Genomic DNA, 15,343 nt, shown 5'->3' on the forward strand with positions numbered 1-15,343 from the left:
AACGGGAGGTTTCCGGAAGATTTTAAATTGCCAGAAACGCCTATCGGCTTATTCTGGCCTTCTTTGGCTAAATTAAAAGGCCGATATGCATTTTATGGCTGTCAGCCGACGTCGAAAGGACGGCGGCAGCTCTTGGCCGAAATGTAATATTCCATCTGACGAAAATCCATCGGAACGGCGGCGGTTTTCAATCGGAATACGCAACTTTCATCGGTCCCGACAAAGAAAAATCCGGCCTTCTCCATCCGGTAATCGCCCGTCTTAACCGCTTTCGAAGGCGCTGTCCGGCAAATCTAAACGGCGGCCATTGTGCCTTGAATCGCCTGCGAGAACATCGCAGATAACAATTCATTTTTTACTTTTTTCGTTTCGGCTATTGACTATACCGTCCGGACGGTACAGTATATGACCTCATGAAACGAATACAAAAGACGAATACCCGCGAACGCCTGCTCGATGCGGCCGAAGCCGTCGTCGTGGAACAAGGCGTCGGCGCCATGACCCTGGATGCGGTTGCCGCGAGGGCCGGAATCAGCAAGGGCGGGCTTCTTTATCACTTCCCGTCCAAGGAGGCCGTCGTGCTGGGCATGGTATCGCGCATCGCGTCCATCGTTCAGGAAAGGTTTGCCGCCGGTTTGGCCGGCGAGTCTCCCGGGCGCGGGCGACACGCCCGAACGATGCTGCATATGATGCTGGATACCGAGGGCTCCCTGTTTCCCCGGCTCCAGCGGGTGGCCGGCCCGCTGCTGGGTGCGGTATCCAGCAATCCGAAAATGCTGGAGCCGATGCAGCGCTTCTTTCAAGACGTGTATCAAGGCATGCTCGACGACGGCCTGCCCGCCGATCGCAGTTGGCTGATTCTTGCCGCCCTGGACGGTCTCAAATTTTGGCGGATTTTCGGCATCCTGCATCCCTCCGAGCAGGACCTGGCGGGGCTGCAACTGTTGCTGACACGTATCATTGACGAGGCGCCATTGTGAAAAAGATCCTCCTCTCCGTCGTCGTTTTGCTGGTCATCGTGGCGAGCGCAAGCTGGGCTTATCGCGCGTATCGCGGCGAAAACAAGGCCGCGCCGATACTTTACGGCAACGTGGACATACGCGAAGTCACCCTCGGTTTTCGCGTTCCCGGCAAGCTGGCGAAACTTCTCTACGACGAGGGCGACAAAGTCAAAGCAGGCGAGGTGATGGCCCGGCTGGACGACGAGCCTTATCGCAACCAGGTCGCCGGCGCCGAGGCCCAGGTCGACTCGTTGCGGGCGCGACTGAAGCTGCGCGAAACCGGCAATCGTCCGGAAGAGATCGCGCAAGCCCGGTCGCTCGTCCGCGAGCGCGAAGCCGCCGCCGTCAATGCCGAGCGGTTGTTCCAGCGGGCCGAGGAACTGCTGGCCGACAAAGGGGTCTCGACCCAGGAACGCGACAACGCCGAGGCCGGCCGCAAGGAGGCCCGGGCTAGACTCAAAGCCGCGCGCGACAACCTGGCGCTTCTCGAAGCCGGATTTCGAATCGAAGACATTACCCAGGCCAAAGCCGATCTTGCGCAAACGGAAGCGGCACTGGCCACCGCCCGTCTGCAATTGAAGGATACGGTATTGACCGCGCCATCCGACGGTGTCATTCTCACCCGGGCGCAAGAGGCCGGCGCCATCCTGCAAGCGGGCTCGCCGGTTTTCACGCTTTCCCTGGTGCATCCGGTTTGGGTTCGCGCCTACATTCATGAGCCCGACCTGGGCCGCATCCATCCGGGCATGAAGGTCGAGATCCGGACCGACTCCCTTGTCGGCAAACCTTATCAGGGCCGGATCGGCTACATTTCTCCGCGCGCCGAATTTACGCCGAAGACCGTGGAAACGGCGGAACTGCGCACGGCGCTCGTCTACCGATTACGCATCGTCGTCGAGAATCCCGATGAAAGGCTGCGCCAGGGCATGCCGGTCACAGTCACTCTCGCTGAAAGCGCGCCAGGCACGCAGAATCCGTTATGAACGATGCCCTGGTCATACTCGACTCCGTCCGGAAAATCTTTCCGCACTCGACGAAGCCCGCGCTGGAAAACGTCTCGGCCGCGCTAAGGCCCGGTCGGATTACCGGATTGGTAGGACCCGACGGGGCCGGCAAGACGACGCTCATCCGGCTGATCGCCGGATTGCTCGAACCGACTTCCGGCGCCGTTTCCGTAGATAATCTCGACCCGATCCGCGACGCGGACAAGCTACGCACGGTCATTGGTTACATGCCGCAAAAATTCGGCCTCTACGAAGATTTGTCCGTTGTCGAAAATCTTGAATTCCACGCCGATCTGAGGGGCCTGACGGGTGAAGAACGCGTCGCCACCTTCAAACGCCTTCTGGAATTTACCGATCTGGCCCGATTCACCACACGACTGGCCGGAAAGCTGTCCGGCGGCATGAAACAAAAGCTCGGCCTGGCCTGCGCACTGTTGGGTCGACCCAGGTTGCTGCTGCTGGACGAACCGAGCGTCGGCGTCGATCCGATTTCGCGCCGCGAATTGTGGAAAATGGTCCATGAACTCGTCGGCCAGGGTCTGACGGTCGTATGGAGCACGGCGTATCTGGATGAAGCCGAATTATGCGCGGAGGTGCTGTTGATGAACGACGGACAGTTGATCTTCTCCGGAAAGCCCGCCGACCTTACCCGCCGAATCCGTAATCGAAGCCTGCAAATCCGGCGGCTGACCGGCAACCGCCGGCAATTGCTCGCCCGGGCGTTGCGCCGGCCCGAGGTCATGGACGGGGTCATTCAAGGCCACGCGGTCCGTCTGGTGCTCCGCCAGGGTGCGGATCCTCCCTCCCTCAAGGAACTCGACGCCGGGGTGGATGCCGAATTCGTGCCCGTCGCGCCCCGCTTCGAGGATGCATTCATTGAAGCCCTCGGAGGCGGCCCGGGCGGCGATTCGGTTCTTGCGCAGCGCCTGCGGCCGGTGCCCGGAGACGACGGTACCGTTGTGGAAGCGGTGGCGTTAACCAAACGCTTCGGAGACTTCACCGCAACCGATCACGTGAATTTCAGCGTCAAACGCGGCGAAATCTTCGGCCTGCTCGGACCGAACGGCGCCGGTAAATCGACGACGTTCCGGATGATGTGCGGACTGCTGACGCCTACCTCGGGTACCGCGCGGGTCATGGGCATCGATCTCAAAACCGGCGCCAGCGAGGCTCGCCAGCGCCTCGGCTACATGGCGCAGAAATTCTCGCTGTACGGCAATCTCACGATCGCACAGAACCTGAAGTTCTTCTCCGGCGTTTACGGATTGCGCGGCGCGCGGCAGAAAACCGCGATAGCGGACATGATTGAGGTCTTCAGGCTTCAGCCTTTCCTGGGCACGACGCCCGATGCCCTTCCGCTCGGTTTCAAGCAGCGCCTGGCGTTGGCCTGCGCAGTCATGCATCAGCCGGCGATTCTCTTTCTGGACGAGCCGACCTCCGGCGTCGACCCGGTAACGCGCCGTGAATTTTGGACGCACATCAACGGCCTCGTCGACAAGGGCGTCACCGTCATGGTCACGACCCATTTCATGGACGAAGCCGAATATTGCGACCGCATCGCGTTGGTGTTTCGCGGCAAAATCATCGCGGCCGGCTCCCCCGACCGGCTTAAGGAACAAACCGTATCCCCGCAGAATCCCGATCCGTCGATGGAAGACGCGTTCATTGCCCTGGTACAGCAACATGTTTCGGAGGCTTCGACATGAAAGCGCCCGTTTCCCTCCGCCGTCTGTATGCCCTCTGCCGAAAGGAAACCTGGCAAATCCTGCGCGATCCCAGCAGTAATCTGATCGCCTTCGTTCTGCCTGTGGTAATGTTGTTCATTTTCGGTTACGGCATCAACCTCGACTCGACCGCCGTGAATGTCGGCTTGGTACTCGAAGACGCCAGCCCCGAGGCCAGGCATTTCGCGGACAATCTTTACGGCTCGCCCTACTTCGTCGTGCACGCGGCGAAGACGCAGGCGGAGGCCGAGCAGGCGCTGACCGAAGGCCGGGTACGAGGCTTTGTGGTGGTGCCGGTGGATTTTGCCGAAAAACTCAAACAGCCGGCCAATACGGCGCCGTTGCTGGTGGTGACGGACGGCTCGGAACCCAACACGGCCAACTTCGTACAAAATTACGTGACCGGTGCCTGGAGCGGCTGGATGCAGCAGCGCGCCGGCGAGCGCGGCGAAACGCCGCCGCCCGGAATCGGCATCGAACCACGCTTTTGGTTTAACCCCGCCGCTGAAAGCCGGAATTTTCTGATTCCGGGATCGATTACCGTCATCATGACGGTCATCGGCGCGCTGCTGACCTCGCTCGTGGTGGCCCGCGAATGGGAACGGGGCACGATGGAAGCGCTGCTGGCCTCGCCGGTAACCCGGACCGAATTGCTGTTGAGCAAGCTGCTGCCCTATTACGCACTCGGCATCGTTTCGCTGTTTCTGTGCGTCGGAGTCGCAGCCTTGATGATGCACGTGCCGTTTCGCGGTTCGCTGCTGATTTTGTGGGGAATCGGCTCGCTCTTTCTGGCGAGCAGTCTCGGCTTGGGCCTGCTGCTCTCCACCGTGCTGCGCAACCAGTTCGTCGCCGCCCAGGCGGCCCTCAACGCGGCCTTTCTGCCCGCGCTCATGCTTTCGGGCTTTCTCTTCGAAATCCGCAGCATGCCCGCGGTCATTCAAGGCGTTACCTATCTGATACCGGCCCGCTATTTTGTGACCGCCATCCAGACGCTTTTCCAGGCCGGCAACGTCTCGCCCGTTTTGTTGCACAGCGGCTTATTCCTGGTGGTTGCAGGCAGCTTCTTTATCGGGTTGACCGCGCTGAAAACCCGCCGCCGTTTGGAGTAATCATGTTTTCACGCATTTTGACGCTCATCATCAAGGAACTCGAGATGCTGCTGCAAGACCGGCAAAGCCGCATGATTCTGATCGTGCCGGTCTTGCTGCAACTGGCTGTGTTCCCCTTTGCCGCCACGCTGGAAGTCAAGAACAACACGCTGGCGATTTACAACGAAGATTCCGGACGCGAGCCCACGGAATTGATGCAGCGTTTCTCCCAAGCCCAGGCCTTTACCCGACTGCTTATGCTCTACGGCGAAGCCGAGATGCGCTACGCCATCGACAACCAACAGGCATTGATCGTCATCCGTTTTCCGCCGGATTTTTCGCGCGACATTGCGGCGGGCCGGTCTCCGAAGATTCAAGCCATTCTCGACGGCCGCCGCTCCAACAGCGGCCAGATCGCCTTCGGCTACGTGCAGCAAATCGTCAACGACTACGGCAACGAACGATTGGAATCGCGGCAAAAGAACGTGCCGTCGTTCCTGGTCGTGCGTCACTGGTTCAATCCCAATCTGGATTATACCTGGCATGTACTGCCCAGCCTGACCGCCATCATCACGTCGATCAACGCGCTCATCGTCACGGCGCTCTCGGTAGCGCGCGAACGCGAACAAGGCACTCTCGATCAACTGCTCATTTCGCCGCTGACGCCCGGAATGATCATGATCGGAAAAATCATTCCGGCCATTCTGGTGGCCGTCGTGCAGGGAACGATCATTTTGCTGGGAGCCGTTTTCGCCTATCGCGTGCCGTTTGAAGGATCGCTGTTGCTCCTTTACGGCAGCATGATTTTGTACTGTCTGGCTCTGGCCGGATTCGGACTGTTGATTTCGTCCGTTTGCGCCACGCAGCAGCAAGCCTTTCTCGGAGTTTTCAGTTTCATGATGCCGGCCGTTCTGCTGTCCGGCTATGCCTCGCCGATCGATAACATGCCGAGCTGGCTGCAATACCTGGACTGGATCAATCCGATGCGCCATTTCATCGTCATCGTCAAGGGGCTTTTTCTCAAGGACATCGGCCCTGTCGTACTGCTGCACAGCCTGTATCCGCTGCTGATCATCGCCATCGCGACACTGGGTGCGGCCAATTGGTTGTTCCGCAAGCGCCTGGCATGAAGCTGAAGTCCAGCCTATGCACAATTACCTCTCCGACGGATATTCCATGAAAACAAAAACCGTGATCTCCGCCCTGTTTCTGCTCCTGGCTACCGGATGCACCGTCGGCCCCGACTATCGCCGCCCCGTTACCCAAACGCCCGCGCAATGGAACGTCACCCTTTCCGGCCGCAGCACCGGCCAAAATGATCCGGTGGACGACTGGTGGAAACTCTTTCACGACGCCGAACTGGACTCCTTGATCAAACGAGCGGTAACGGCCAATCTCGACCTGCGCATCGCCGGGGCCCGCGTACGTCAGGCCCGGGCCCAACAGGACTTCGCCGAAGCGGACTACTGGCCGACGGTGAGCGCTTCCGCTTCCTATTCCCGGCAAAAACAAAGCAAAAACCAGCCGATTCTCGGATCGCTGCCGAATTCGGCCAACATACCCTTTGAGAATAATGTTTACAAAGCGGGATTCGACGCGGCCTGGGAGATCGATCTCTTTGGCGGTAAACGCCGCGCGGTCGAGGCCGCAACGGCCGAGTTAGCGGCGATGGAATACGGCCGGCGCGACGTGCTGGTCACGTTGCTGTCCGAGGTGGCGCGGAATTACGCACTGATCCGGGGCGCCCAGCGGCAGCGGGCCATTCTCCAGGAACAGATTGAAGCCCAGAAAGAAGCGGTAAAAATCACCCGGAACCGCGTGGATCACGGATTAGCGGCGGGACTGGAGCTGCAGCGTGCACTTGCGCTGCTCGCGGACATCCAATCGCAAGCGCCTGAAATCGAGGTCTCGATCCGATCGTCGATTCATCGCCTGAGCGTGCTTCTTGCGCAAAATCCCGGCACCTTGATTGCGGAACTGTCTGTGGCGGGCTCCATTCCGGCACCACCGCCCCAAGTTCCGGTCGGATTGCCGTCCGACCTCCTTCTTCGCCGACCGGACGTGTTACGGGCCGAGCACTTACTTGCCGCCGAGACGGCCCGTATCGGCCAGGTGAAAGCCGACCTGTTCCCGAAGTTCTCACTCACCGGGTCGGTAGGGACCATCAGCATCAGCGCCAGCGACTTCTTTCTCCCGAGCAGCCGCACGTGGTCCATCGGTCCGACCGTGCAATGGCGGATTTTTGACGCCGGACGCGTGCTTGCCGATATTCGGGCTCAGACAGAAGTTCAAGATCAGGCTTTGCTGAATTATCAAAAGACCGTCCTCGCCTCATTTGAAGAGGTCGAGACCGCGCTGGTAGCCTATGCCAACGAGCAGGAACACTACCGGTTACTGGAGCAGGAAGTTAATGCGAACCGCGCGGCCGTCGAGCTCGCCGGCCAGCGCTACGACAAAGGTTGGGCCGGCTATCTCGACTTACTCGACGCGCAACGCACCTTGTACCGATCCCAGGACGAATGGGTGCGCAGTGAACGTGCGGTCACGTTAAATCTGGTTGCTCTCTACAAAGCGCTTGGCGGCGGCTGGGACACGGACAGCGTCCAACGTCTCGGGACAAAGTAAATTCAATCGGATCCGCATCGTATCGGCTGCCCGCCATCCCGGACGGGAAACCTTTACTTGTAACCGTGCCGGCTATTGCTTGTTCCGGTGCGTTAGGGCTTGTCCCTCATGTCGGTCAGGCCGGGCATTGAGAAGAACGTGCCGGAGAGCTCGCAGACCGGGAGATTTCAACCTGTCTGTGGGGACTATTTCAGCTTAAAAAATGGCAAAATGCCGAAAATTTAATTACACTGCACTCCGACGGGAAGAGACGCATCCTTTTCCGTCCCATCTCGACCGAAACCATGACGACTCTATCCCAATGATCCCCGATTACAATCCGGACTACCTCGAAACGTTTATTGAAGAAGATCTCTGCGGCGGCGACGTCACGGCCGCAATCATTCCCGAGCCGGTCCGTGCCGAAGCGGAAGTGATCACGCGCGAAGCCATGGTACTTTGCGGCCAGCCCTGGTTTAATGCCGTATTCAAAAAGCTTTCCGCCGAGATCCGGATCGACTGGCTGGCCGCCGAAGGTGCAAGCGTCGCGGCGAACGCCACGCTCTGCAAATTGACGGGGCCGGCGCGGCCGTTATTGACCGGAGAACGCACCGCGCTGAACTGGCTGCAAACCCTGTCCGCCACCGCGACTATCGCCCGGCGATACAGCGAGGCTGTGGCCGGCACGGGGTGCAAGGTGCTCGACACGCGCAAGACCTTGCCGGGCCTTCGGCGGGCGCAAAAATACGCGGTCGCCTGCGGCGGTTGTTACAACCATCGGCTCGGCCTGTACGACGGCGTACTGATTAAGGAGAACCATATCATGGCGGCCGGCTCCATCGGGGCGGCCATCCGCACGGCGCGGCAATTGTCCGGCGTTCCCGTGGAAGTGGAGGTGGAATCCCTGGCTCAACTCGCCGAAGCGATCGCGGCCAAGCCTGACCGGATCATGCTCGATAATTTCAGCCTGGAAGATCTGCGCACCGCGGTAGAAACGGCGGGCGGCCGGGTCGAACTGGAAGCTTCCGGCAACATCGGTCTTGAGAACATTCGGGAGATCGCCGAAACCGGCGTCGACTTTATTTCCATCGGCGCCTTGACAAAAAATATCAAGGCGGTCGATTTATCGATGCGCATCAAACTGGTCCATTTCGATGATTGAAAATGCCGACCGCCTATTCAAGTTGATCAGTCACGGCGTCTACGTCGTCGGCGTCCGCGACGGAGAACTTCGCAACGCCTTTACCGCCGCCTGGGTCATGCAGGTCTCTTTCGACCCTCTGCTGCTGGCGATCAGCATCAATCCCGAGCATTATTCCTACCGCCTGCTCAAGAACGGCGGTATTTGCACGGTCAATGTCCTCAGCCGGGAACAATACGCAATCGCCGAGCATTTCGGCCGTTCGGGCCGGGATAAAATGGCCGGCTTTCAGTGGCTCAGCGCTGAAACCGGCGCGCCGATACTGCAGGACAGTCTGGCTTATTTCGACTGCGAAGTCAGCCATGATACCGACGCCGGCGATCACCGGATTGTCGTATGCAAGGTGGTGGCTGCGGCCGAACTGAATCTCGGCAAGCCTTTACTTTACAGCCAGACCGGGGACATGGACGGCAGCAGCCGGCTTTATGATGCTTCCGGAACAACCTGAAATTCCTCTTCCGCTTTTTGAAGTCCCGGCAGTTAAAAGTTCTTTATAGAAGCGGCGCCTTCCTCGGCTTGAATCTTGATCGCGGCGCGGGCATCGCTCTGCCACGATTAACCATCCTCAACTAAATTCACTCCTACTCTCAATATAAAACGCTCCAACATTCGACGTTTTAGCGGATGCTGTCCACATAACTGGCTAGCCAAGCCTTTGAAATTCCCGAAAATGAAGATCCGTTCGCAGAATTGACCGGGCCTTCTCATCATAATTTCTCCCAACGGCCAAGCTGAACGCCACCGGCGCTCAGACGCCATCAAGGCCTGGACCGGAACTCCGGGCCGCTTGAATTTCCACAGCGTTTAAAATACCGGGAGTCCGTTATGAAGTTTTCTTGCCCTCATGCCTTAAACCGTCCTCATGCCCTCGAACGCCGCCGCACGGCCTCGGCGGGCCTGCTGTGCCTGGGACTGGTGCTCGGCGCTGCCCAGATCGAGTCCGCTCACGCCGCCTGGCGGCCGAGCCGGGACACCTCCGCCCCCAGCGTTCCCGGCGGCGTTTCCGCCACCGCCGCCTCGACCTCGGCGATCAACCTGGCCTGGACCGCGGCCACCGACAACGTCGGCGTCAAAGGCTACAAGATTTACCGCGGCGGCAGTCAGATCGCCACCGTCACCGGCACCTCGTTCTCGAACACCGGCCTGACCTCCGGCAAGAGCTACAGCTATACCGTGGCCGCTTACGATGCCGCCGGCAATAGCTCGAAGCAGTCGTCCTCCGTCTCGGCCACGACCTCTTCGGCCGACACCACGGCCCCGACCGTTCCGGGAGGGCTCGCCGCGACCGCGGTCTCGTCCTCGGCCGTCAGCCTGAGCTGGAACGCCTCGACCGATGCGGTCGGCGTCCAAGGCTATACGGTGTATCGCAACGGCGTCGAGCTCGCCTCGGTGGCCGGCACCACCTTCAGCGACAGCGGCCTGAGCCCGAACACCACTTACCAATACACGGTCTCGGCTTACGATGCCGCCGGCAACCGCTCGGCGCAGTCGGCCTCGGCCAGCGCCACCACCGGCAACTCCGGCGGCGGGGGCGATGGTGGCGGCGGTGGCGGCAGCGCCGGCGGGGTGCCGGCCGGCATCTATTCGATCGATACCGTGGTCGACAAGCCCTTCGTCGACGGCGTGCTGATCCGGATCTTCTGGAAGCAGATCGAAAAAACCGAAGGCAAATACGATTTCAGCAAGGTGGCTTCGGTGATCAAACAGGCGCAGGCTCTGGGTCAGGGCGTTTCGATCGCGACTATTGTCGTAGCGGCCCCAAGCTGGCTGATGGATAAGACTGAAACCTATACCGATCCTCAGTCCGGCCTGGTTACCGTGCCCTGGGATACGACCATGCTGACCGCCCTGGAAAAGCTGATCACGGCTCTCAGCAATTATCAAGTGGACGGCATCGCGATCAAGGATCATCCCACCGTCCGGCAGGTGGATGCGGCCATCGGCGGCATCCAGTCGATCCGGATGGTTCAACCGCCTTCCGGCTACACCGCGGAAAAACTGGAAGACGGGGTGCTCCGCTCGGTCCGCGCCTGGGTTAATGCCTTCCCCAACAAACATCTCTACGCCGGCCTGTTCGGTATTAGCGACGGTACCAACAAGCCTTCCACTACCGAAAAGATTCGCGACGACCTGATGGCCGAGTTCGACGGCGTCAGCAAGCCGAAGCTTAATTTCTTCCAGGAAGTGCTGACCGGCATGGCACCGACGTTGAACTCGCCGCTGGCGACAATAGTCAGCGACGTCCGCAGCGAAACCAGCATCATGTACCAGGCCTGCGGCGAATGGAAGAACCAGAGCGCCTGGTCCTGGTGCTACTGGGCCAACAACGACAGTCCGGACGCCGGCTTCAGTTTCGCCTACAACAACTTCAATACCACCTATTTCGAGATTTATCAGACAGACCTTATGAACGACGCTTACGCCAGCCAGTTCCAGAAATGGCACGACACGCTGAAACCTTATCTGCCCTAAGCGTATCCCTTACCTCCCGGCCGCGCGCTCCTTCCGGGCGCCGGCCTTTTTCCTTTTGGAGCCAACCATCCCGCGAGGCCCGATCATTTTCAAAAACGGCGGTCCGGCGTTCTTGCCGCCGACGCGCGGTCTACCAGAGAAAACCGCGCCGCTTGACGCGATCAAGACCAATGGCATTCTCTGCGTTTAAAAGCTATGCTATCTTCCTTGATTCCAATTACCCTTGATGGCATTTATGGCCGAACAAGAAGGCGTTATCAAATACCGGCTGGATTACCGTCCTGCTCCGGCGTCAAACTACCTCGAACTGGCTGAATTGAACGCGTGGCGTTCGATATTGTTCCGGTTGGGCTTAATCGGCCAGGATCCGCAGCGGTACGGCGGCCTGGGGTTCGGCAATCTCAGCTTCCGCCTGGACCGTACCCGTCAATTTGTCATTACCGGCTCGCAAACGGGCGGACTGGAACGCCTGACGCCGGAACATTACTGCCGAATCGTGCACGCCGACGCCGGGCAAAATCATATCGTTGCGGAAGGCGCCAACAAGCCTTCCTCGGAAGCATTGACGCATGCCGCCGTCTATCAAGCCAGTCAGAGGGTACGGGCCGTGGTCCATGTGCACAGTCCGGTGATCTGGCGACATCATCAAGCGCTGGCCTTGTCCGCCGTCGCCGCCGATGTCCGCTACGGGACGCCGGCCATGGCGGCCGCCGTGCTCAGCCTGTTTGAGGAAGACCGGCTGGCGGAAACTTCCCTCTTTGTCATGCTGGGGCATGAAGACGGCATTGTGGCGTTCGGGGATTCGATCGCAGAAGCCAGCCAGACGCTGATCAAAACGCTGGCCTCGGCCTTGCGACTGGCTTATCAAGAACTGCACCCGGGCTAAGGCCGTCTTTTCGCTAAGCGGAAATGACAAGGTCATGCCGCTTCATCAGCGCGGCGACGTCTTTCCGGTAAATCTCCCGCACCGGCAGGCATAAATGCCCCGGCTTCAGTCCTCTTTCCTGCAATGATTCGGCTTCGGCGTAAATCGAATGGACGTCGTAAATTTCGAGCGCTCTAAAAATGGCGGCAACGTCTTTCATGCCCGCCCTTTCGGGCTGTTGCCCCTGTTTGATCTGGAAGACGGCGTCATCCAGCAATAGAATGGCGACCGATTGGTCGAAAGCGGCCGTAGTCAAAACAACGTCCAACGTTTCCTGGGCGTAGGCGCCGTTGTGAGCGGGTCCGCGCAAGACAAACAGATATTTTTTCATTTCGTTTTATCCGAATACCAAAAACCGGTCGGCGATCAGCGTGGCTTCAACCCATTGTCCCAAGCCGGAAATACGAAACCCCTCGGCCAGATCGTCGTCCATTTTCCCCTGCCGTCCGGCTTCGTCCGCGCAGAGCAGGCCACGCCTTTGCGCCGCGGAAATGCAGAGCACCAGGTCGATGCCGTGGCGTCCGGCCAGATCGCTCCACTGCGCCGTCAACCGGACTTCATCGTCCGGCGGCGTGGCGTAACGGAGGCCGTGATAAATACCGTCGTGATAAAAAAACACCCTGAACACCTCATGGCCTTCGGCAAGCAAGGCATTGATGAAACGGAACGCCGAATAGCCGGCATTGGAACGGTAAGGACTGGAATTGATCTGAATGGCGAATTTCATTCTGTCTTATCTAACTCTAAGTCGGAGAAAGCGGCACTGTCCCCGGTGGCGAAAAAAGCAAGCTATTCTTTCCGGATTTTCAGTTTGTCGTTCAATTTACGATATAATTCCGGTTTTTTAACTTTCGCGAGAAAAAACGCCGTTTCGGCGTTCGCTCCTCTGCCGTGCAGGACCGGTTTTTGCCAGGCCGGCTTGCGAGATGGCATCGTTTTTCAGGTTTTCCGTCAATTTATGACCAAAAGACTCATCCCGTTATTCATTATTCTCTCGATCTTATTAATCGGCGTTGCCGTTTTCCTGGTTCCTCGTGTCCGCGAGGAAGCGGGCGTCACTCCGCCGGAAACCGTTTACAACCGTTCAGGCGAGGCCGGCGGCACCGAAAAACCGTGTCCCAACGATCATCCCGAATGGCGGCAGGCTCAGGAAATCGACGGGGTACGAATCGAAGAGTCGCTGGCGTGCGAGCCCGACAATCCGTACGACGTCGCGGCCGCCGTCAAAGGCACCAACAACGTCTCGATGGCCACCCTGATGCAGACTCATCTTGCCCAGGATGCGCTGACCCTGTCCGACGATCTCGACGGCGACGGCGATCCCGATATTATCCGCATCAAACTGGAGGTTGTCGAGCTCAACGGCGCCACGCCGGACGGCAACTTTCCCATCAATACGTTCGACATCGCTCCCGGCATTCGACCCGGCCTGTGGGTGTATGCGCCGAAATCGCGGGGCATGGCATTAAAAAATTTCAACTCGACCCAGGCCAATCCCTTGCTGCGGGCGCCCTCCCCCGTGATTCGGGTGGAACAGGGCGACCGGGTGTACGTCACGCTGGAAAATACTCATTACCTGCCTCATACGATTCATCTGCACGGCGTCGACCATCCGTGGATGACCGCCGACGGCAAGGATAACGACGGCGTGGAAGAACATGCGGTGTTTCCGGGCCAGATCCATACTTATGAAATCCGGCCCCGCCATGCCGGCACGATGCTCTATCATTGCCACGTGCAGACCGCCCAGCATTATCTGATGGGGCTCAACGGTCTCTTCGTCGTCGAAGAAAACCGCCCCAACAATTGGGTGCAGACTTTCAATGTCGGGGCCGGCCAGGTTCGGCATCCTTCCGTGGCGGTACGGGAAAAATTCAACAGTGAATACGATCTGTTCTATCAGTCGCTCGACAAGCAACTGTCGCAAATCGTCCAGGACAGCAACGATCCAAGGCTTATTTCCAAACGAATGAGCCGGGAATACAACATGACCCGATCGAGCGAAAATTATTTCATGCTGAACGGCCGCTCCTTCCCTTATACGGTGCGGGACGGTTTGGTGCTCGCTTCAGGCGATGAACGCATCAAGCTGCGCGTGGCCAATGCTCAGCGCTCCTCGATAGCGCTTCACATCCACGGGCATAAACCCACCGCCATCGCCTACGACGGCGTGGATCAGCCTGAAGGTCTGCAAGTGACGCGCGACGTCATCGAAATCGCTCCGGCGCAGCGGGTGGACTTGAGCCTGAATACGGCCAACGACGGCTTGCACAGCTACGGTCCCGGCTTGTGGATGTTCCACGATCACGTGCTGACCGGCACCACGACCGACGGCATGGAGCCCGGCGGCAACATGGCGATTCTGGCGTATAAAGGACTGCTCGACGAACAGGGCATGCCCAAGGGCCACGATGAATTGCTCGACGAGATCTTCGACAAGAACTATTACGCCAAAACGCAAGCTCTCTTCGCCAAGGAGGAATTCGCTCAGTTGCTCGGCGATGCCGGGTCGATCGAGCCCGACATGATTCGGCTGATCCTGTTCGGCTTGAGCGCCGGTCTGGCCGTCGGTCTTCTCCTTGTTGTTGCGATCGCGGTGAAACGGAAATCAATCCAATGAACACATTTCAATCCCGGCTTCTTCTCGCTCTGTTCATTTTCGGTCTGGGACAGCCTGTCCATGCGATGATGGATCATCACGGCATGATCATGGACGAAAAAGGCATGATCATGAACGCCAACGAGGACAAACTTCCGCGCGATTGCCCGAAACTGGCCGGCAACATCGACATCACCATTCGCGCGGGCCACAAGCAGGCCGCAAAATTTCCCGGAAAAATGTTTGCTTTCGACCGACAGCAATGGGACGTGGCGCCCTGCTCGAAAATCAACATCACTTTCGTCAACGAGGACGACATCCGGCACCAGTTGATGATTCACGGACTGCCGGGCTATTTGTATCCCGACGGCATGTTCCATCTCGAACTTTACGGCAAAGGCGAATTGAAGGCCTCGCTGATCGTGCCCAGCCAGAAAAAGACCTATCTGGTGCACTGCGAACTGCCGCAGCACATGGAAAAAGGCATGAAAGCGCAGCTCAAAGTCGGCGGCGGCGACGGCGATTTACCCAGCATTCCCGGCATCAGCAAACCGGTCCGGGCCGACGTCTATCCGGTGGACTGGAACGCTCCGTCCGTGGCACTGCTCCTGTTTTGCTTGCTGGTCGGCGCGGTGCTGCCGTATTTCGTCTTGAAAATCAGATGAACCGGCCGGACGCCCTCTCTTTATCATTCGGCAGAAAAAATCGACCGCCCGCAGAAATGG

General features: G+C 58.9%; 14 protein-coding genes. 12 read left to right on the forward strand and 2 right to left on the reverse strand.

From position 1 onward, the window contains the following. Positions 1–413: 413 nt before the first annotated feature. The 10 genes from A3OW_RS0109430 to A3OW_RS0109480 all read left to right on the forward strand — a co-directional run bounded on the left by A3OW_RS0109430 (position 414) and on the right by A3OW_RS0109480 (position 11,980). Positions 414–980 (forward strand): TetR/AcrR family transcriptional regulator, encoded by a 567-nt coding sequence (locus A3OW_RS0109430; protein WP_020563193.1) that lies wholly within the window; start codon positions 414–416, stop codon positions 978–980. Beyond that, a complete protein-coding gene (gene hlyD, locus A3OW_RS24615) occupies positions 977–1,984 on the forward strand; it encodes a secretion protein HlyD (RefSeq protein WP_020563194.1) in 1,008 nt (335 codons plus the stop codon). The genes A3OW_RS0109430 and hlyD overlap by 4 nt, the downstream gene beginning before the upstream one ends. Next, complete coding sequence (locus A3OW_RS0109440) at positions 1,981–3,711, forward strand: ATP-binding cassette domain-containing protein (RefSeq protein ID WP_020563195.1); 1,731 nt, start codon at positions 1,981–1,983, stop codon at positions 3,709–3,711. Before hlyD ends, A3OW_RS0109440 begins: the two co-directional genes overlap by 4 nt. Further along, positions 3,708–4,838: an ABC transporter permease gene (locus A3OW_RS0109445; RefSeq protein ID WP_020563196.1), complete on the forward strand. Its 1,131-nt coding sequence runs from the start codon at positions 3,708–3,710 to the stop codon at positions 4,836–4,838. Before A3OW_RS0109440 ends, A3OW_RS0109445 begins: the two co-directional genes overlap by 4 nt. A 2-nt stretch (positions 4,839–4,840) precedes the next feature. After that, the gene (locus A3OW_RS0109450) at positions 4,841–5,947 is read left to right on the forward strand and encodes an ABC transporter permease (RefSeq protein WP_020563197.1); all 1,107 of its coding nucleotides are present in this window, start codon (positions 4,841–4,843) and stop codon (positions 5,945–5,947) included. 46 nt (positions 5,948–5,993) lie between these two features. Next, positions 5,994–7,442, forward strand: coding sequence for an efflux transporter outer membrane subunit (locus tag A3OW_RS0109455; protein WP_020563198.1), 1,449 nt, complete (start codon positions 5,994–5,996; stop codon positions 7,440–7,442). 301 nt (positions 7,443–7,743) lie between these two features. After that, complete coding sequence (gene nadC, locus A3OW_RS0109460) at positions 7,744–8,583, forward strand: carboxylating nicotinate-nucleotide diphosphorylase (protein ID WP_020563199.1); 840 nt, start codon at positions 7,744–7,746, stop codon at positions 8,581–8,583. Next, entirely contained in the window at positions 8,576–9,070 is a 495-nt protein-coding gene (locus tag A3OW_RS0109465; RefSeq protein WP_020563200.1) for a flavin reductase family protein, read from the forward strand. Before nadC ends, A3OW_RS0109465 begins: the two co-directional genes overlap by 8 nt. 377 nt (positions 9,071–9,447) lie before the next feature. Beyond that, the gene (locus A3OW_RS26385) at positions 9,448–11,094 is read left to right on the forward strand and encodes a fibronectin type III domain-containing protein (protein ID WP_020563201.1); all 1,647 of its coding nucleotides are present in this window, start codon (positions 9,448–9,450) and stop codon (positions 11,092–11,094) included. A 235-nt stretch (positions 11,095–11,329) separates the two neighbouring features. Continuing rightward, the gene (locus A3OW_RS0109480) at positions 11,330–11,980 is read left to right on the forward strand and encodes a class II aldolase/adducin family protein (RefSeq protein ID WP_020563203.1); all 651 of its coding nucleotides are present in this window, start codon (positions 11,330–11,332) and stop codon (positions 11,978–11,980) included. Positions 11,981–11,993: 13 nt separating this feature from the next. Here the strand turns inward: A3OW_RS0109480 and tusC are convergent, their stop codons facing one another. Together tusC and tusD are read right to left on the reverse strand one after the other, a co-directional pair. Then, positions 11,994–12,350 (reverse strand): sulfurtransferase complex subunit TusC, encoded by a 357-nt coding sequence (gene tusC, locus A3OW_RS0109485; protein ID WP_020563204.1) that lies wholly within the window; start codon positions 12,348–12,350, stop codon positions 11,994–11,996. 6 nt (positions 12,351–12,356) lie between these two features. Beyond that, on the reverse strand, positions 12,357–12,746 hold the full coding sequence (gene tusD / locus A3OW_RS0109490) for a sulfurtransferase complex subunit TusD (protein WP_020563205.1): 390 nt from the start codon (positions 12,744–12,746) through the stop codon (positions 12,357–12,359). Between the two features lie 231 nt (positions 12,747–12,977). Here tusD and A3OW_RS0109495 point away from each other — a divergent pair, with 231 nt between their 5' ends. Further along, entirely contained in the window at positions 12,978–14,639 is a 1,662-nt protein-coding gene (locus A3OW_RS0109495; protein WP_033412362.1) for a multicopper oxidase domain-containing protein, read from the forward strand. Beyond that, on the forward strand, positions 14,636–15,283 hold the full coding sequence (locus tag A3OW_RS0109500) for a cupredoxin domain-containing protein (protein ID WP_020563207.1): 648 nt from the start codon (positions 14,636–14,638) through the stop codon (positions 15,281–15,283). Before A3OW_RS0109495 ends, A3OW_RS0109500 begins: the two co-directional genes overlap by 4 nt. Positions 15,284–15,343: the final 60 nt, after the last annotated feature.

Origin of the sequence: Methylosarcina fibrata AML-C10 (genome assembly GCF_000372865.1) — a bacterium.
Classification (GTDB): Bacteria; Pseudomonadota; Gammaproteobacteria; order Methylococcales; family Methylomonadaceae; genus Methylosarcina; species Methylosarcina fibrata.